The organism is Bradyrhizobium ontarionense (assembly GCF_021088345.1).
In the GTDB taxonomy this organism is placed as follows: Bacteria; Pseudomonadota; Alphaproteobacteria; order Rhizobiales; family Xanthobacteraceae; genus Bradyrhizobium; species Bradyrhizobium ontarionense.
The window spans coordinates 6,117,037-6,133,921 of the sequence record NZ_CP088156.1 but is presented as its reverse complement, the minus strand read 5'-3'; the positions used below and the strand labels follow the sequence as shown (position 1 = coordinate 6,133,921).

14 protein-coding genes are annotated in these 16,885 nt (G+C 65.4%); 11 read left to right on the top strand and 3 right to left on the bottom strand.

Annotated elements, in window-relative coordinates:
• Positions 1 to 381 precede the first annotated feature (381 nt).
• The 10 genes from LQG66_RS26905 (at position 382) to LQG66_RS26860 (ending at position 11,957) form a co-directional block, all read left to right on the top strand.
• Positions 382 to 2,373 carry a sensor histidine kinase gene (locus LQG66_RS26905; protein WP_231327959.1) on the top strand — a complete coding sequence of 664 codons (1,992 nt, stop codon included), beginning with the start codon at positions 382 to 384 and terminating at the stop codon, positions 2,371 to 2,373.
• On the top strand, positions 2,343 to 4,088 hold the full coding sequence (locus LQG66_RS26900; protein WP_231318653.1) for an ATP-binding response regulator: 1,746 nt from the start codon (positions 2,343 to 2,345) through the stop codon (positions 4,086 to 4,088). Before LQG66_RS26905 ends, LQG66_RS26900 begins: the two co-directional genes overlap by 31 nt.
• Positions 4,085 to 4,828, top strand: a complete 744-nt coding sequence (locus LQG66_RS26895) for a response regulator (protein WP_231318652.1) — start codon at positions 4,085 to 4,087, stop codon at positions 4,826 to 4,828. The genes LQG66_RS26900 and LQG66_RS26895 overlap by 4 nt, the downstream gene beginning before the upstream one ends.
• A gap of 243 nt (positions 4,829 to 5,071) precedes the next feature.
• Positions 5,072 to 5,683 carry a sigma-70 family RNA polymerase sigma factor gene (locus tag LQG66_RS26890; RefSeq protein WP_231318651.1) on the top strand — a complete coding sequence of 204 codons (612 nt, stop codon included), beginning with the start codon at positions 5,072 to 5,074 and terminating at the stop codon, positions 5,681 to 5,683.
• A 362-nt stretch (positions 5,684 to 6,045) separates the two neighbouring features.
• Positions 6,046 to 7,452 (top strand): cytochrome ubiquinol oxidase subunit I, encoded by a 1,407-nt coding sequence (locus LQG66_RS26885; RefSeq protein ID WP_231318650.1) that lies wholly within the window; start codon positions 6,046 to 6,048, stop codon positions 7,450 to 7,452.
• Positions 7,449 to 8,459 carry a cytochrome d ubiquinol oxidase subunit II gene (cydB, locus tag LQG66_RS26880; RefSeq protein ID WP_231318649.1) on the top strand — a complete coding sequence of 337 codons (1,011 nt, stop codon included), beginning with the start codon at positions 7,449 to 7,451 and terminating at the stop codon, positions 8,457 to 8,459. The genes LQG66_RS26885 and cydB overlap by 4 nt, the downstream gene beginning before the upstream one ends.
• Positions 8,459 to 8,584 (top strand): DUF2474 family protein, encoded by a 126-nt coding sequence (locus LQG66_RS26875; protein WP_231318648.1) that lies wholly within the window; start codon positions 8,459 to 8,461, stop codon positions 8,582 to 8,584. Before cydB ends, LQG66_RS26875 begins: the two co-directional genes overlap by 1 nt.
• A gap of 118 nt (positions 8,585 to 8,702) precedes the next feature.
• Positions 8,703 to 9,296 carry a L,D-transpeptidase gene (locus LQG66_RS26870; RefSeq protein WP_231318647.1) on the top strand — a complete coding sequence of 198 codons (594 nt, stop codon included), beginning with the start codon at positions 8,703 to 8,705 and terminating at the stop codon, positions 9,294 to 9,296.
• Positions 9,297 to 9,362: 66 nt separating this feature from the next.
• Complete coding sequence (locus tag LQG66_RS26865) at positions 9,363 to 10,400, top strand: amino acid ABC transporter substrate-binding protein (protein WP_231318646.1); 1,038 nt, start codon at positions 9,363 to 9,365, stop codon at positions 10,398 to 10,400.
• A 1,101-nt stretch (positions 10,401 to 11,501) separates the two neighbouring features.
• Positions 11,502 to 11,957 carry a fasciclin domain-containing protein gene (locus tag LQG66_RS26860; protein ID WP_231327958.1) on the top strand — a complete coding sequence of 152 codons (456 nt, stop codon included), beginning with the start codon at positions 11,502 to 11,504 and terminating at the stop codon, positions 11,955 to 11,957.
• A gap of 202 nt (positions 11,958 to 12,159) precedes the next feature.
• On the opposite strand, the gene LQG66_RS26855 is transcribed toward LQG66_RS26860, so the two are convergent.
• Positions 12,160 to 13,299 (bottom strand): acyl-CoA dehydrogenase family protein, encoded by a 1,140-nt coding sequence (locus LQG66_RS26855; RefSeq protein WP_231318645.1) that lies wholly within the window; start codon positions 13,297 to 13,299, stop codon positions 12,160 to 12,162.
• A 151-nt stretch (positions 13,300 to 13,450) separates the two neighbouring features.
• Positions 13,451 to 14,635: an acyl-CoA dehydrogenase family protein gene (locus LQG66_RS26850; RefSeq protein WP_231318644.1), complete on the bottom strand. Its 1,185-nt coding sequence runs from the start codon at positions 14,633 to 14,635 to the stop codon at positions 13,451 to 13,453.
• 172 nt (positions 14,636 to 14,807) lie between these two features.
• Here LQG66_RS26850 and LQG66_RS26845 point away from each other — a divergent pair, with 172 nt between their 5' ends.
• The gene (locus LQG66_RS26845) at positions 14,808 to 15,353 is read left to right on the top strand and encodes a carboxymuconolactone decarboxylase family protein (protein WP_231318643.1); all 546 of its coding nucleotides are present in this window, start codon (positions 14,808 to 14,810) and stop codon (positions 15,351 to 15,353) included.
• Between the two features lie 252 nt (positions 15,354 to 15,605).
• Here LQG66_RS26845 and LQG66_RS26840 read toward each other — a convergent pair whose 3' ends face one another.
• The gene (locus tag LQG66_RS26840) at positions 15,606 to 16,847 is read right to left on the bottom strand and encodes an MFS transporter (protein WP_231318642.1); all 1,242 of its coding nucleotides are present in this window, start codon (positions 16,845 to 16,847) and stop codon (positions 15,606 to 15,608) included.
• Positions 16,848 to 16,885: the final 38 nt, after the last annotated feature.

Sequence of the window (16,885 nt, the reverse complement as noted above, 5' to 3'; positions counted from 1 at the left end):
AACAAACCATTGACGCGTATCGCTTTGGCGTCAGAATGGCCTTATAGCACCTGTTCGGGAGAGCGTTGAACCTTTTCGTCTCCGGGCCGACCTCATCATCAAGGGGAAAGTGTTGCCTGTGTACCGCGCCCGTCGTTCGTGGATATCGAGGGTGGACGTCACGCCGGTGCCGAGTCGGGTTGTGGCGGACGCGGGGTGGCGTTCGCGGGCCGCACTGCACCATGCGAGGCCTGCGGCACGCCCCGGCCTGGGCGGGCTGAAGCGCCCCGCGGCCGGCTCGAGGTAGCGATCGTGGCGAGATCCGAGCAGCGAGGTTCCGCCGACCGGACGCTCAGTCGGGCGGCGCTGGGCCGGGCGAGGATCGTCCGCGTGCTCCGGGCAGTGCCGATCCGCTGGCGCATCCTCTCGATTGCCGCTCTGAACTCGGCCGTCGTGATCGTCCTCGCAGCGCTGATCTGGAACGGTGCGCAAGTGCTGGGCACGGCCTGGGACGACGTCCGCCAGGTCCGCGAATCCGACAAGGTGCTGGCGCTGCTGGAGAGTGAAACAAGCCGGCTGCAGAACCTGATCCATCGCTACATCAACCAGCCGAGCCCTGAGCTGTTCGCCGAGATCCTGCTGCTCCGCGAAGCGGTGCTGGGTACACTGACGACGCGCGCCTCGACCGATCCGATGCTGTCGGGATCGGTCGAGGAGCTCGAGCGGGTCACGGTGCGCTTCCTCGACGGCTTCGGCGAGCTGCGCAGCCTGCAGGCGACGATCTCGAAGACCTATGAGGAAGAGGTGCTCGGTCCCGCCCGCGACATCGCGGGACTCTACTCGGTCATCGAAGGCGCGACCGGCCATCGCGATGCGCAGATCTGGCCGTCGCTCGGCAAGTCGCGCGAAGCCTTCACGGCGATGCTGGTGGCGGCGAATTCGTATTATCTCTCGCTCGCGCCCGCCTCCGCCGAGGACGCGCGCCGCAACACCGAGACGATCGAGAAGACCATTCCCGTGATGTCGAGCCTCGCCGACAATGATCTGCAGCGGCTGGCCTTGCAGCGGCTGTCGGCTCGGACGGCTGCGCTCCGGGAGGGGTTTTCCAAGCTGACCGAGCAACTGAGCAATCGGACCGAACTGCTGCGCAACACCATCGACGCCAGCCAGGCCGAGACCATCGGCGCCATCGATGGACTGTCGGTGAAGATGCGCCAGCGCGAGCAGAAGGCGCAGACGACGTTCGACCGGACGCTGCGCGACATCTCCCGCCGCGTGCTGTCGATCGCGGTGGTTTTCCTCGGCATCATCCTCTCCGCCGGCGTCCTGATCGCGCTTTCGATCAGGCTTCCGCTGCAGCAGATCATGGCGTCCATGCGCGCCATCACCTTGGGCGACTACGACCGCAAGGTCGTTGGGACCGAGGCGCGCGACGAAGTCGGCGCGATGGCCCGCGCAGTCGAAGTCTTTCGCGAAAACGCAGTCGCCAAGCGCAAGACCGAGGATGAGCTGCGCACCGCGAAGGAAAAGGCCGAGAGCGCCCTGCTCGAGCTCAATGCGGCCCAGCGCAACCTGATCGATGCCGAGCGGCTCGCAGCACTCGGAGGGCTGGTGGCCGGGGTTGCGCATGAGGTGAACAATCCGATCGGCATCAGCCTGACGGTGGCCTCCAGCTTCGCGCGCCGCGTCGAGATGTTCGAAGCCGCGTTGAGATCGCCCGAAGGCGGGCTGCGCCGGTCGCAACTGGAGGAATTCGTACGCACGTCGCGGGATGCATCCGAGCAATTGGTCGCCAACCTGCAGCGCGCCGGCGAGCTCATTCAGTCGTTCAAGCAGGTTGCCGTCGACCGCTCGCATGCCGAACGGCGCACCTTCATCCTGAGCGAGGCGACCGATCAGATCATCACCAGCCTGAAGCCGGTGCTCAAGCGCGCTCCGATCACGCTGTCCGTCGATGTCCCGGAGGGACTCTTCATCGACGGCTATCCCGGCTTCTACGGCCAGATCCTGACCAACCTGTTCCTCAACGCCGTCAACCATGCCTTCGCCGACGGCCGTTCGGGGACGATCTCGATCACGGCGCGGCCGCGCGGCGCGGATGACATCGAGATCATTTTCGCCGATAACGGGGCCGGCATGACCCCCGACGTCCAGCGTCAGGCCTTCGATCCGTTCTTCACGACGCGCCGCAACGAGGGCGGGACGGGTCTCGGGCTGCATATCGTCTACAATCTCGTGACGCAGCAGCTTGGTGGCCGCATGATGCTGGAGTCCAGGGTAGGACAAGGCACGACTTTTCGCATAATCATGCCGCGGGTCGCCAAGGGCGGCTCCGAGACAGCAACGGGCGACGGAACGACGCAATGGCCGAACAGGACGATGTCCTCCACCTGATCGAGGATACCGGATTCGACGAGGACGACCGTTCGGCCCGGAAATGGAAGATCGCCGTCATCGACGACGACCATGCGGTGCACGACGGCACGCGCTTTGCGCTCTCGGACTACAGCCTCAACGGCCAAGGCCTCGAGATCCTCTCGGCCTATTCGGCGGCCGAAGGCCGTACCCTGATGCGGGAACATACCGACATCGCCGCCGTGCTGCTCGATGTCATCATGGAGACCGACGTCGCCGGTCTCGAGCTCGTCGAGTTCATCCGCAACGAGATCAAGAACGAGACCGTCCGCATCATCCTGCGCACCGGCCAGCCCGGGCAGGCGCCGGAGCGGCGCGTGATCGTTCAGTACGACATCAACGACTACAAGGCCAAGACCGAGCTCACGGCGGACAAGCTCTTCACCTCGCTCACGGCCGCGCTGCGCAGCTATCAACAGCTCGAGCGCATGGTGCAGACCCGGCGCGGCCTCGAGATCATCATCGACGCCGCCTCGACGCTCTACGATTTCAAATCGATGCAGCGCCTGGCCGAGGGCGTGCTGACCCAGATCGCGTCCCTGCTCAACGTCGATTGCGCCGGGATCCTGGTGCTGCGCGACGACGGCAGCCAGGCCGAGGACTTCTCGGTGCTGGCCGGCTCCGGCTGCTACAGCCGCTTCACCGGCGCCGCCACCTCGCGTTCGCTCGATCCCGACCTGCGCGACATGGTCGAGGCCGCCTTCAAGAAGCGTGCGAACGAATTCGCCGACCACCGCACGGTGCTCTACGTACGCACCGGCTCCGGCCGCGAGGTGGTGGTGCTGCTGCAGGCGGAACGGCCGCTGTCCGAGACCGATCGCTCGCTGGTCGAGATCTTCTCCAGCCGGCTGTCGATCGCGTTCGACAATGTGCTGCTCTATCAGCAGCTGCACGAGGCCAACACCCAGCTCGAGGATCGCGTCGCGCAGCGCACCCGCGCGCTGATGCAGGCCAACCGGCGGCTGTCGGCGCAGTGGCTGCGGCTGCAGCGTGCCAACGGCTTCAAGAACGAAATTCTGGGCACGGTCGCCCACGATTTGAAGAATCCACTCGGCGTCATCCTCGGCCGCACCGAGATGCTGACCGAACTGATCGCGACCGGCGCCTCCAAGGACGGCGTCACCACCCAGATCGAACACATCCGCGATGCCGCCAAGCGCCTGACCTCCATGGTCGACCATCTCATCTCCGATGCGATGGCGGACGCATTCGACATCACGATCCGCCGTGAGCCGGTCGACGTTGCAGCCCTTGTCCACGAGGTGGTCGAAGCCAACCAGCCGCTGGCGCTCAACAAGCAGCAGGTCATTGCGATATCCGCGCCACCGCATCTGTCCACCATGTGCGACATCGACCGGATTCGCGAAGCGATCGACAACCTGCTGAGCAATGCGATCAAATACAGTCCGATCGGCGGCAGGATCGCTGTCGATGTCGCCGACGATGGCGACAACACGATCATCGGCATCGCCGACCAGGGCGCCGGGCTGTCGCCGGAGGATCTTGGTCGCCTATTCGGCCGGTTCCAGCGGCTGTCGGCCAAGCCGACGGCCGGCGAGAGCTCGACCGGGCTTGGCCTGTCGATTGTCAAACGCATCGTCGACATGCATGGTGGAGAGGTGACGGCCAAGAGCGACGGGCCGGGATCCGGATCGACGTTCACCATCACACTGCCTGCGACTGAGTTGTCATGAGTCAAAGCCAGCACATCATCATCGTCGACGACGAGGCCCCTGCCCGCGAGATGGTGGGCGATTACCTCAAGATGCACGGCTTCACCGTGACCCTGTGTGACGGCGGCAAGAGCCTGCGGAGCGCGATCGAGACCGGCCCCGCCGACCTCGTCGTGCTCGACCTCAACATGCCCGAAGAGGACGGATTGTCGATCATCCGCGACCTCAAGGGCCGAACCAACATTCCCGTCATCATGCTGACGGCGACCGCCAGTCCGATCGACCGCGTGGTGGGGCTCGAGCTCGGGGCCGACGATTACGTCGCCAAGCCGTGCGAATTGCGCGAGTTGATGGCCCGGATCCGCTCCGTGCTGCGCCGGAGCGCCCCGGCCAAGGCGGCAGCCGCCGTTGCAGAACCTGCCGCCGCCAAGGCCAAGGACCCGCAGCTGGTGCGATTCGGCACCAAATGGCTCGATCTCGATGCCCAGGCACTGCGCGACGACGAAGGCAACGAGCATCCGCTGACGGCCTCCGAATTCGGCCTGCTCAAGGTGTTTGCCGCCAACCCCAAGCGGGTGCTATCGCGCGAACGGCTTCTCGAGCTGGCCAACGCCCGGGACGCCGAGGCGTTCGACCGCGCCGTCGACCTCCGAATCATGCGCATCCGGCGCAAGATCGAGCCGGATCCGACCAAACCCGCCGTGATCCGGACGATCCGCGGTGGCGGCTACCTGTTCTCGCCGGCCGGCGAAAAGGCGTAACATCCGCCGTCGAGACGCGAGGTCCGGCTGGCATGCCAGTACGACCTCCACCGCCCCATTTCCCGTCCCTTGAAATAATTCACAATTCCGCCACGAGTGTTTCGCGATGTGCGGTGCGACGAAACACTTCTGCCCTGCGACGAAACCATTTTCCCATTTTCGTGCAGACGTCCCGAAACCGGCGCTCATTAACAATCCGACCCGTCGAAACGCCGCAAGGGGGCGGCGGAACGGGAGAGTGCCATGCAGAACGTCATTGCCATCAATTCCGCAGCCAGCCAGGGCATTATCGCGGCCCAGGCGACCACGGACGGCATGCTCCTGGAGAGCATCGCCGATGGCGATCGCACCGCGATGCACACGCTTTATGCGCGCCATAATGTGCGGGTCTATCGCTTCATCCTGCGCATCGTGCGTGACACCACGATTGCCGAGGACCTCGTCAGCCAAGTGTTCCTGGACGTCTGGCGGACTGCCAAGCAGTTCGAGGGCCGCTCGCAGGTTTCGACCTGGCTGCTGTCGATCGCCCGCTTCAAGGCGCTGACCGCGCTGCGCCAGCGCCGGTTCGAGGACATCGACCAGGACGAGGTGCGTGAGATCGCCGACGACTCCGACACGCCGGAGACCTCGCTCGAGCGCTCCACGACCAGCGCGATCCTGCGCGCCTGCGTCGCGAAGCTCTCGCCGGCTCATCGCGAGATCATCACCCTGATCTACTACCACGAGAAGTCGGTGGAGGAGGTCGGGCACATCATCGGCATCCCGCAGAGCACGGTGAAGACGCGCATGTTCTATGCCCGCAAGCACCTCGCCGAGCTCTTGCGCGGTGCCGGCGTCCACAGCATCGCCGCCTGACCTTCCCTCGTCGGGGCCGGCGTCGCGCCGGGTTCCGACGACACCGAGAAAATCGCCGAACGAAACAATTGAAACAATCAGTGAAATCACTCCGAAAACGTCGCCTGCTACACCATCTCCATCAACTGAACGTCAGTCCCCCAGCTGATCTCAGTTTTGAACGAGCAAATTCAAGGATACCTCCACCTTCCAAGGTTGCTCCGAAGACCCGGCGGATGCCCCCCGCCGGGTCTTCGTCGTTTTGCGGAACGGCCACGTCTCTGTAGGGCGATTTGACCATTTGATATCGACGGGCACCGGTGCGATCCTGCCGTCATGGGGCTGTGCTACAGGCCCGACAGCAATGACGACGGACGGTGCGCATGTTCGGTTTGGACGCGGTGGAGCTGGCGCGCGCGCAATTCGCCTTCACGGTCACGTTCCACATCATCTTCCCCGCCTTCTCGATCGGGCTCGCCTCCTACCTCGCCGTGCTGGAGGCGCTGTGGCTGTGGACCGGCCGCGACGTCTATCTCAACGTCTTCAATTACTGGCTCAAGATCTTCGCCATCGTCTTCGGCATGGGCGTGGTCTCCGGCATCGTGATGTCGTATCAGTTCGGCACCAACTGGTCGGTCTACTCCGACAAGGTCGGTCCGGTGATCGGCCCGCTGATGGCCTATGAGGTGCTGACCGCCTTCTTCCTCGAGGCGGGATTCCTCGGCGTCATGCTGTTCGGCCTCAAGCGCGTCGGACCCAAGCTGCATTTCCTCGCCACCTTGATGGTGGCGATCGGCACCCTGATCTCGGCGTTCTGGATCCTCTCGGCCAATTCCTGGATGCAGACCCCGGCGGGCTATGCCGTCAACGCCGACGGCCAGTTCGTCTCGGTCGACTGGCTCAAGGTGATCTTCAATCCGTCGTTCCCCTACCGGCTGGTCCACATGGTGCTGGCGGCCTATCTGACCACCTCGCTGGTGGTCGGCGCCGTCGGGGCCTTTCATCTGCTGCGCAACCCGCACCTGCCCGGCCCCCGCGTGATGTTCTCGATGGCGATGTGGATGGCGACGTTGGTGGCGCCGATCCAGATCCTCGCCGGCGACCAGCATGGGCTGAACACGCTGGAGCACCAGCCGGTGAAGATCATGGCCATGGAAGGCCATTTCGAGAGCCACAAGGACGGCGCGCCGCTGTATCTGTTCGGCTGGCCCGACCAGGCCAAGGGCGAGCTGAAATGGGCAATCGGCATCCCGAAATTCGGCTCGCTGATCCTGAAACATTCGATCGACGCGCCGATGGCCGGCCTCGACACTGTGCCGCGCAAGGACTGGCCGCCGGTGCCGATCACGTTCTGGTCGTTCCGCATCATGGTCGGCCTCGGCTTCCTGATGCTGGCGCTCGGCCTGTTCAGCCTGTGGGAGCGCTGGCGCGGCCGGCTGTATGTCAATCGGCTGCTGCATCGTTTCGCGATCGCCATGGGGCCGGCCGGCTTCGTCGCCGTGATGGCCGGCTGGATCACGACCGAGACCGGCCGCCAGCCCTTCACCGTGTACGGGCTGCTGCGCACTGCCGATTCGGTGTCGCCGCTGGCCGCACCCGCCGTCGGCACCTCGCTGCTCGTCTTCATCATCGTCTATTTCATCATTTTCGCCGCGGGTGTGCTCTACATCCTGCGCCTGATGGCCGAGCCGCCGCATGCCGGTGAGCCCGGACCGAGCAGCGCGCAGCCGATCCGCACCGCAGGCGTCACGCCCGCCGCCGGCGTCGTGCAGGGAGCCGTCGGATCATGACCGTCCCCTTCGACCTCACCGTGCTCTGGGCCTTCATCATCGCGCTTGCGGTGTTCATCTATGTCGTGATGGACGGCTTCGATCTCGGCCTCGGCATCCTCTTCCCACTGTTTCCGGGCAAGCAGGACCGCGACGTCATCACCAACACCGTCGCGCCGGTGTGGGACGGCAACGAAACCTGGCTGGTGCTCGGCGGCGGCGGCCTGATGGCGGCGTTCCCGCTCGCCTACGCCGTCCTGCTGCCGGCGCTGTATGCGCCGCTGATCGCGATGCTGGTCGGGCTGATCTTCCGCGGCGTCGCCTTCGAATTCCGCTGGCGCACGCGTGCCACACGCAATCTCTGGGACATCGCCTTTACCGGCGGCTCGTGGGTCGCGGCATTGGCGCAGGGCATCGCGCTCGGCGCCATCCTGCAGGGCGTGCATGTCGAGGGACGCCACTATGCCGGCGGCTGGTGGGACTGGCTGACGCCGTTCAGCATCCTCACCGGCGTCTCGCTCGTGGTCGGCTATGCGCTGCTCGGCGCCACCTGGCTGATCCTGAAGACCGAGGGTGACCTGCGCGACAAGGCGTATCGCATCAGCTGGTACCTGATGATCGCGATGCTGCTGGCGATCGCCGCCGTCAGCCTGGCGACTCCGCTGCTGACGAACCAGTACGCGCAGCGTTGGTTCACCCGGCCGGCCGTGTTCCTGACCGCGCCGGTGCCGCTCGCCGTCGTCGCGGTCACCGTGCTGCTGATGAAGAACCTCGCCCAGAAGCACGATGTCTGGCCGTTCTTTCTCGCGCTGGCGCTGTTCTTCCTGTCCTACGCCGGGCTCGGCATCAGCATCTATCCCTATGTCGTGCCGCAGAGCATCACGATCTGGCAGGCTGCGGCGCCCGAACGCAGCCAGCTGCTGATGCTGCCCGGCGTCCTGGTGCTGGTGCCGCTGATCCTCGGCTACACCGGCTGGGCCTATTGGGTGTTTCGCGGCAAGGTGGGACACGACAGCGGCTATCATTGATGCCCGTTCCCCAACCCCCACCGCTCGCGAAGCGTCTTGCCTGGTTCGCGGCGCTGTGGCTCGCGGGAGTGGCCACTGTCGGCACGATCGCTTTCCTGTTGCGGCTCTGGATGAAGCTCGGATGACGTGCCCCGCGCACTGCGCACCCGTCCTCGCCTTGACTTTGCAGCCGTTATGCCCCTGAGATTTGGCGGGTGATTTCGTTGGGCGAGCTTCGCAGGGGTCCGTTGAGGAGAGCTTTGAATGCCGAGTTTTCGTCGCCTGCTTTGTGTCACCAGCGCCGCCATCGCGCTGGCGCTGTCCGCATCGCACAGCTTCGCCCAGTCCGAGGATCCGGGCGACCAGCCCGGCCTCGTCGCCGATGACGGCTACGAGCTCGATCCCGAATGGCGCAAGCAGGTCGTCTATTTCCGCACCACCGAGCCGCCGGGCACCATCATCGTCTCCACCGCGGAGCGCCACCTCTATCTGGTGCAGCCGGGCGGCCGTGCCATCCGCTACGGCATCGGCGTCGGCCGTGACGGCTTCCAGTGGCAGGGGCTGCTCAACATCACCAAGAAGGCCGAGTGGCCGGACTGGACGCCGCCGCCGGAGATGATCCAGCGCCAGCCTTATCTGCCGCGCTTCATGGCGGGCGGCCCCGGCAACCCGCTGGGGGCGCGGGCGATGTATCTGGGCACCACCGTGTACCGCATTCACGGCACCAACCAGCCCTGGACCATCGGCACCAAGATTTCCTCTGGCTGCTTCCGCCTGGTGAATGCCGATGTTGCCGACCTGTTCGACCGCGTGCCGGTCGGCACCAAGGTCGTCGTGAAGCAGAAGCCGGAACTGTGACGGCGGCCAAGGCCGCCGGATTTCCAGCCATCGCTTTGTCCTGACATTTTTCGAAAGAGATTGACCATGCGCACTTTCCGAGGCGGCCTGCTGATCGGGCTCGCCGTTGCCGTTCTCGTTGCGGCCCTCGCCGTCACCTATGAGATGTACGACACCCGCACCCTGAAGCGGACCGTCCGCCGCGGCGAGGTGCTGTGCGGCGTCAATGCCGGTCTGCCCGGCTTTTCGATTCCCGACGACAAGGGCAACTGGACCGGCTTCGACGTCGACTTCTGCCGCGCGGTGGCGGCTGCGATCTTCGACGATCCGACCAAGGCGAGGTTCGTGCCGCTCGACGCCAATGAGCGCTTCAAGGAGCTGCAGAGCCGCAAGGTCGACATCCTCTCGCGCAACACCACCTGGAGCATGGCGCGCGAGCAGAATTACGACCTGTATTTCCCGGCCGTGGCCTATTACGACGGCCAGGGCTTCATGGTGCCGCGGTCGCGCAAGCTCGAGACCGCGCTGGATCTCAATGGCAGCAAGGTCTGCGTGCAGGACGCGACCACCAACGCGCTCAACCTCGGTGACTACTTCCGTGCCAACAACATGAAGTATGAGGAAGTGAAGCTTCCGAAGCTCGACGACGTCATCAAGGCCTATGACAGCGGCCGGTGCGACACCTTCACCGCCGACGTCTCGCAGCTCTACGCGCTGCGCCAGATCCTGTCGAAGCCGAACGATCACGACATCCTGCCGGACATGATCTCCAAGGAGCCGCTGGCGCCCGTGGTGCGCCAGCGCGACGACGACTGGATGATGATCGTGAAGTGGACGCTGTATGCGATGATCAATGCCGAGGAGCTCGGCGTCACCTCCAAGAACATCGACGAGGCGCTGAAGTCGACGAAGCCCGACGTGATGCGGCTGGTCGGCAACGAGGGCACCTATGGCCAGGACCTCGGTTTGTCGAAAGACTGGGTGGCGCGTGTCATCCGTCACGTCGGCAATTACGGCGAGGTCTATGAGCGCAACGTCGGCAGCGAGTCGAAGCTGAAGATTCCGCGCGGCATGAACCAATTGTGGAACGCCGGCGGAATTCAGTACGCACCGCCGATCCGGTAGGGGTGGGTTTCGCTAACTAACTCCCAATTGGCGCACCATGCCGCCAAGGACTCGGTGCACCCTCTCCCCTTGTGGGAGAGGGTGGTTTCGATGCGAAGCATCGAAACCGGGGGAGGGGTAGCCGCGGGCTCAGGCCTGAATATGTGGCACCAACCCCTCACCCGAGTGAGCTTGGAGTTGGCTTTCGTGTAGCCCTCTCCCGCAAGGGGAGAGGGCGCAGTCATGAGCACCGCGATTGACTTTCGATATTCGCGCGCTGTGGGCACGACACGGGCTGTGAGCACGGCACCGACGTCGAACGGCACACAACAATCACCGTTCTCGCGACGCGTCACGCGCCCGAGCTTTGCCAAATTCGTCCGCCCTCTCCAGACAGAGGGCGCAGGGAAGGCCGGGCCTCGGCTGAGGCCCGTGGCCCCCGTGCAAAAAAAAGCACGGGGCAGGAACCACAGGTACAGCCGGAACGACCCGGCCCTCCCTGCGCGATGGTGTTAACGCTTATGTCGCGCTCTCCCCGGTGTCCGGCTTGTTAGCCACCGTCGCCGGCTGGGATCATCACCCGCCAACTTGGCGCCAGCATCGGGGCGCCAGGACCACGCGTCTTCACGTCCGCATCGCAATCGTTCGTCGGCGCGATCACCTCACGCTGCGATCCGATGCGTCCATCGCATCATCAGCCCGACACCCGTGACGACCGCGAAGCGTCCCTCTTGTGGGCCAAGACGGCAGGGAATGTGCCGGTGATTTGCCCGACGGCACAACGCCCGTCGGGTTGCGACAAATTGGCCCGACGGGCAGCGCGCATGCGCGGATCGGGCAATTAGTTCAGCGGATTCATGCGTGTCGCGGCCGGCATTGGCCGCGCAGATGCTCGCGCTCACGAGTTCGTGAACGCATCCGAAAATCCATCCGAGCGCACCATTCGTAACGAACCCGACCAATCTGGTCAGGGTGATGCGACCCGGACGAAGGGGCGAACGAGGGCCGCAAATCCTTGTCGCGCATCAGCCAACTCATTAGTTCAGTTCACAGGGGAAAATTCGAATGACGCTGGGATTTCGTTCGTTCGTGGCCGGCGCGTTGATGCTGGGCGCGCTCTCCATGTCAGCAACGGCGGCGCGCGCTGCCGACATCGTCGATACCGCCGTCGGCGCCGGCCAGTTCAAGACGCTGGTCACCGCAGCCAAGGCCGCTGGCGTCGTGCCGGTGCTGAAGAGCAAGGGCCCGTTCACCGTGTTCGCGCCGACTGACGCGGCGTTCGCCGCGCTGCCGCCCGGCACGGTCGAGGATCTGCCGAAGCCGAAGAACAAGGGCAAGCTCGCCGCGATCCTGAAGTATCACGTGATCCCCGGCGCGGTGAAGGCGGGCGACGTCGCCGGCAAGAAGCTGACCGTGAAGACCGCGCAGGGCCAGAAGGTCGACGTCGACGGCACCATGCTCGGCGTGCAGGTCAACGACGCGCACGTCGTGCAGGCCGACATCATGGCCTCGAACGGCGTCATCCACGTCATCGACAAGGTGCTGCTGCCGCCCGCGAAGATGCCGATGCATCATTGATGCGGCGAGGGCGCGTCCTCGATGAGGGCGCGCTCATTGTCGCGATCTACAAAGACTGTCGTACCCCGCGAAGGCGGGGTACCCAGTACGCCGCGGCTTCTCGATTCACGACTGCTGTCTCGGCGTACTGGATCGTCCGCCTGCGCGGACGATGACAGCTGAGTTTTTGGGCGATGAGCGCGCTCAGCAATGAAGCCTGCACTCAATACCCCCTCAACTGCGCCAGTTGGGCGGCGTGGTAGTTGGCGTCGCCAAGCAGTTCCTCGCAGACCCGGGCGCGCTTCATGAAGAAGCCGATGTCGAACTGGTCGGTCATGCCCATGCCGCCATGCATCTGCACGCCCTCCTGGACGGCAAGCGTCGCCGTCGCACCGGCGCGCGCCTTGGCGACTGCGACCGCGGCAGCGGCCTTGGCGGGATCGGCATCGAGCGCCTGCAATGCCTTCAGCACCGCGGCGCGGGTGATCTCGATCTCGATATAGAGGTGCGCGGCACGATGCTGCAGCGCCTGGAATTCGCCGATCGCCTTGCCGAATTGTTTGCGCTCTTTCAGATACGCGACCGTGCGGCCGAACACCTCCTCGCTCAGACCGACCATCTCGGAGGCCACCGCGCCGCGGCCGAGATCGAGCACGGCGTTCAGCACGTTCGCGCCACCGTCGACGTCGCCCAGCACGTGATCCGCCGTGACCTCGACAGCGTCGAAGCTGATGCGCGCGGCGTTGTGCGCGTCGACCATGATCGTGCGCTCGATCGCGACGCCCTTCGCCTTGGGATCGACCAGGAACAAGGTCAGGCCGTCGCGCTCGCCCGGCGCGCCGGCGCTGCGCGCGACGACGAGCAGGAGATCAGCGACGTGGCCGTCGACCACCATTGCCTTGGCGCCGTTGAGCTTGAAGCCGTTGCCCGAGCGCGCGGCCTGCAGCGCCGTGTGCAAAGGACGATGCTTGGCGCCTTCATCGAGCGCGAGCGCGGCGAGCAGCGCACCGCTCGCGATCTTCGGCAAGTACTCCGATTTCTGCGCCGCCGAGCCGGCACGCGTCAGCGCCGCGGCTGACAACACCGCGGTCGCCAGGAACGGCGACGGCATCAAGGTGCGGCCGATCTCCTCCATCACGACGCCGGCCTCGACCGCGCCAAGGCCGGAGCCGCCGTGCTCTTCCGGCACCAACAGGCCGGCAAAGCCCATCTCGGCGAAGGTGGCCCAGAGCTCGCGGGAGAAGCCGGTCTCGTCGCGGGAGTCGCGCAGCTTGCGCAGATGGGCGACCGGCGCGTGATCCGAGATCAGGCCGCGCGCGCTGTCGCGGAGCATCGATTGTTCTTCGGTGAGGAGGAGAGGCATGGGAATCCCGTTGCAGCGATGGCAATCAATTTGGCCTCGTCATTCCGGGATGGCCCGAAGGGCCAGGCCCGGAATCCATACTCACGATCGTGGTTATGGATTCCGGGCTCGCCGCTTCGCGGCGCCCCGGAATGACGGCGAGTGTGGCGAACTACGCCCCCGGCAGATCGAGGATGCGCTTGGCGACGATGCCGAGCATGACCTCGGAGGTGCCACCTTCGATCGAGTTGGCCTTGGTACGCAGCCAGGCGCGCGAACGCGCGCCCTCGCCCGACCGCGCGCTCTCCCATTCCAGCGCGTCGATGCCGCCGGCCGACATCAGCAGCTCGTAGCGTCGCTTGTTGAGCTCGGTGCCGTAATATTTCATCGCCGAGGAGAACGCCGGATGGCCTTGGCCCGCCTTGGCGAGATCGACCATGCGCTCGGCGGCGGCCGCAAGCGCGGCCTCGTCGACATCGAAGGTCGCGATGTCGGCGCGCAAGAGAGCATCGTCGAGCCTGCCCTGTCCGTCGCTGCCGACCGAATCCGCCGCGACCTGGCCGAGCGGCCGGCTGCCACCGCGCTCGCCCATGCCGGAGATCATCGCACGCTCGTGCTGCAGCAGATATTTCGCAACGTCCCAGCCGCGATTGACGGTGCCCAGCACGTTCGCCTTGGGCACCCGGACATTGTCGAAGAAGGTCTCGCAGAACGGCGAGCGGCCGGAGATGAGCAGGATCGGCTTGGTCGAGACGCCCTTGGAGGTCATGTCGAACAGGATGAAGCTGATGCCGTCATGCTTCTTCGCCGCGGGATCGGTGCGCACCAGGCAGAAGATCCAGTCGGCGTAGTTGGCGTAGGAGGTCCAGATCTTCTGGCCGTTGATGATGTAGTCGTCGCCGTCGCTGTCCGCCCGCGTCTGCAGCGAGGCGAGATCGGAGCCGGCGTTCGGTTCGGAATAGCCCTGGCACCAGCGGATCAGGCCTGCAGTGATCTTCGGCAGGTGCTCGCGCTTCTGCGCGTCGGTGCCGTATTTCAGCAGCGCCGGCCCGAGCATCGAGATGCCGAACGAGGTGATCGGCGCCCGCGCGCCGGTCGCGGCCATCTCCTGGCGCACGATCTTGGCCTCCTCGCCGTCGAGGCCGCCGCCGCCATATTCTTTCGGCCAATGCGGCACGGTCCAGCCCTTGTCGCGCATGCGCTCGAACCAGATGCGCTGCGGCTCGGAGGAGAATTTCGCATTGCGGCCGCCCCAGAAGGTATCCTCCTCCGAGGTCATCGGCCGGCGCATCTCAGGCGGACAATTGGCCTCCAGCCAGGCCCGGGCTTCGCGGCGGAATGTGTCGAGATCGGCCATCTCAGGTCCTCACGCGTTTCCATGATTGCTGTCGTTGCACAGACCTAACCTCAGCCATTCCTGGAATTCAACATCGATGTCGCGGCATCGGGCGGGCGGCGTCGCCTCCGACCTCGCCTTGGTCCGCGTTCTATGGTCATGATGCCGCCGCGTGAAATACGAGGAAACGAACATGCGCCTGAAACTTCTTTCGCCTGGCGAAATGAGCGCCGACCAGCGCCAGACATACGACGAGTCGATCGCCAGCAAGCGCGGCTCGCCGCCGCCGCCGATGATGGCCTGGCTCAACAGCCCGGAGATGGCGCGCCATGCGACCCGGCTCGGCGCCTTCCTGCGCTACGACACGGTGTTTCCGGCTGTGTTGTCGGAGATCGCGATCCTGGTGACGGCGCGGCACTGGACGGCGCATTACGAATGGTACGCGCACAAGCGCCTGGCGCTGGCCGGCGGGCTCGACATTGAGATCATCGAGGACATCCGCGACCACCGCACGCCTGAGTTCAAAGATCCCAAGGCGAAGATGATCTACGACGTCGCCAAGTCGCTGCACGAGGGCCACGGCCTGACGGATGCGCTCTATGCCGAGGCGATCGCGCTGCTCGGCGAGCGCGGCCTGGTCGAGATCATCGGCCTGTGCGGCTACTACACGATGGTGTCGATGACGCTGAACACGTTCGCGTTCGACCTGCCCGAGGGCGAGGTGTCGGAGCTGAAGTGAGGCCAGCGCAGACATGGCTCCCACCATCGCGATGCCCATGACTGCGCCCTCTCCCCTTGTGGGAGAGGGCTACACAGCTGACAGCCACAGGCTCACTCGGGTGAGGGGTTCGTGCCGCACATTCAGGCCTGAGCCAGGGGCAACCCCTCACCCGGCTTTCATGCTGCGCATGAAAGCCACCCTCTCCCACAAGGGGAGAGGGTGCACCGAGCACGCCGCTCGCCTAGCGTGGCTTCTTGTAGAACGCGTCTGTTAACCGCGCTCCGCCCCGTCCACCGCTGCCAGCCGCGCATCACGCCGCTTCGACGACCACACCAGCGCGAGCACACACAGGCCCAGCAGCACCGGCGGGAAGACGACGAGATTGACCGCCGACCAGCCAAAATTCGCGAGCAGCTGGCCCGACGAGAACGAGCCCAGCGCCATCAGGCCGAAGATCAGGAAATCATTGAACGCCTGCACCTTGTTGCGCTCCGCCGCCGTATGCGTTTCCAGCACCAGGGCCGAGGCGCCGACGAAGCCGAAATTCCAGCCCAAGCCGAGCATGATCAGCGTGGCCCAGAAATGCATTGCGGTCAGACCCGACAGGCCGATGACAGCGGCGAGCGCTTCGCAGGCGAGCCCGATCGCCACGATCGTCGGCGCGCCGAAGCGTGCGATCAGCGAGCCGGTGAAGAAGCTCGGGCCATACATCGCGACGATGTGCCATTGCAGGCCGAAATTGGAATCCGACACCGTGAGCCCGCACATCTGCATCGCCAGCGGCGCCGAGGTCATCACCAGGTTCATCACGGGATAGGCGATGGTGCCGCATAGCGCCGCCGCAATGAAGCGCGGCTGGCGCACGATCTCGGACAGCGCCCGGCCGCCATGCAGGTCGGCGGCCGCAGGCTTCGGCAGATCAACGCCGGCGACGATGCCCATCGCGATCAGCGCGACCGCGGCCTGCACCAGATAGCTGAAGGCGAACAGATAAGGCTGCCAGACGTCCATGGTCCATTGCACGAGCTGCGGACCGAGCAGCCCCGCGAAGATGCCGCCCGCCATCACCCATGACACCGCCTTGGGCCTGAATGCGGCGCTGGCGCCATCGGCCGCCGCGAAGCGGTAGGATTGTGCGACCGCGCCATAGAGGCCGCCGAGGAAGGTCGCAAGACAGAACAGCGCGAACGAGCCGCGCAGGATGGCGAGGCAGCCGATCACACCGGTGACGGCGCCGCAGCCGGTGCCGATGAGGAAGGCGGCGCGCCGGCCGAAGCGGCGCGAGATCGCGCCGGTCGGCAGGGTGCCGGCGGCGAGGCCGACGACGTACATCGAGATCGGAACGGTCGCGAGCCCGATGCTCGGCGCGATGGTGACCCCGACGATCGCACCGGTCGCGAAGATCACGGCCGAGTTGGCGCCGGTCAGCGCCTGCGCGGCGGCGAGCCGTGCCACGTTGCGACGGGCGCGGGCATCATCGGAGGTGTCTTCGGTCACGGTCAGGTCGATCATCTCGATGTCCGGATGCGCGGCGCGCCCCTCTTGAACGG

Coding starts and splice junctions, on each gene's coding strand:
- LQG66_RS26900 (WP_231318653.1), top strand. CDS start 2,343: ATGGCCGAACAGGACGATGTCCTCCACCTGATCGAGGATACCGGATTC.
- LQG66_RS26895 (WP_231318652.1), top strand. CDS start 4,085: ATGAGTCAAAGCCAGCACATCATCATCGTCGACGACGAGGCCCCTGCC.
- LQG66_RS26890 (WP_231318651.1), top strand. CDS start 5,072: ATGCAGAACGTCATTGCCATCAATTCCGCAGCCAGCCAGGGCATTATC.
- LQG66_RS26885 (WP_231318650.1), top strand. CDS start 6,046: ATGTTCGGTTTGGACGCGGTGGAGCTGGCGCGCGCGCAATTCGCCTTC.
- cydB (WP_231318649.1), top strand. CDS start 7,449: ATGACCGTCCCCTTCGACCTCACCGTGCTCTGGGCCTTCATCATCGCG.
- LQG66_RS26875 (WP_231318648.1), top strand. CDS start 8,459: ATGCCCGTTCCCCAACCCCCACCGCTCGCGAAGCGTCTTGCCTGGTTC.
- LQG66_RS26870 (WP_231318647.1), top strand. CDS start 8,703: ATGCCGAGTTTTCGTCGCCTGCTTTGTGTCACCAGCGCCGCCATCGCG.
- LQG66_RS26865 (WP_231318646.1), top strand. CDS start 9,363: ATGCGCACTTTCCGAGGCGGCCTGCTGATCGGGCTCGCCGTTGCCGTT.
- LQG66_RS26860 (WP_231327958.1), top strand. CDS start 11,502: ATGTCAGCAACGGCGGCGCGCGCTGCCGACATCGTCGATACCGCCGTC.
- LQG66_RS26855 (WP_231318645.1), bottom strand. CDS start 13,299: ATGCCTCTCCTCCTCACCGAAGAACAATCGATGCTCCGCGACAGCGCG.
- LQG66_RS26850 (WP_231318644.1), bottom strand. CDS start 14,635: ATGGCCGATCTCGACACATTCCGCCGCGAAGCCCGGGCCTGGCTGGAG.
- LQG66_RS26845 (WP_231318643.1), top strand. CDS start 14,808: ATGCGCCTGAAACTTCTTTCGCCTGGCGAAATGAGCGCCGACCAGCGC.
- LQG66_RS26840 (WP_231318642.1), bottom strand. CDS start 16,847: ATGATCGACCTGACCGTGACCGAAGACACCTCCGATGATGCCCGCGCC.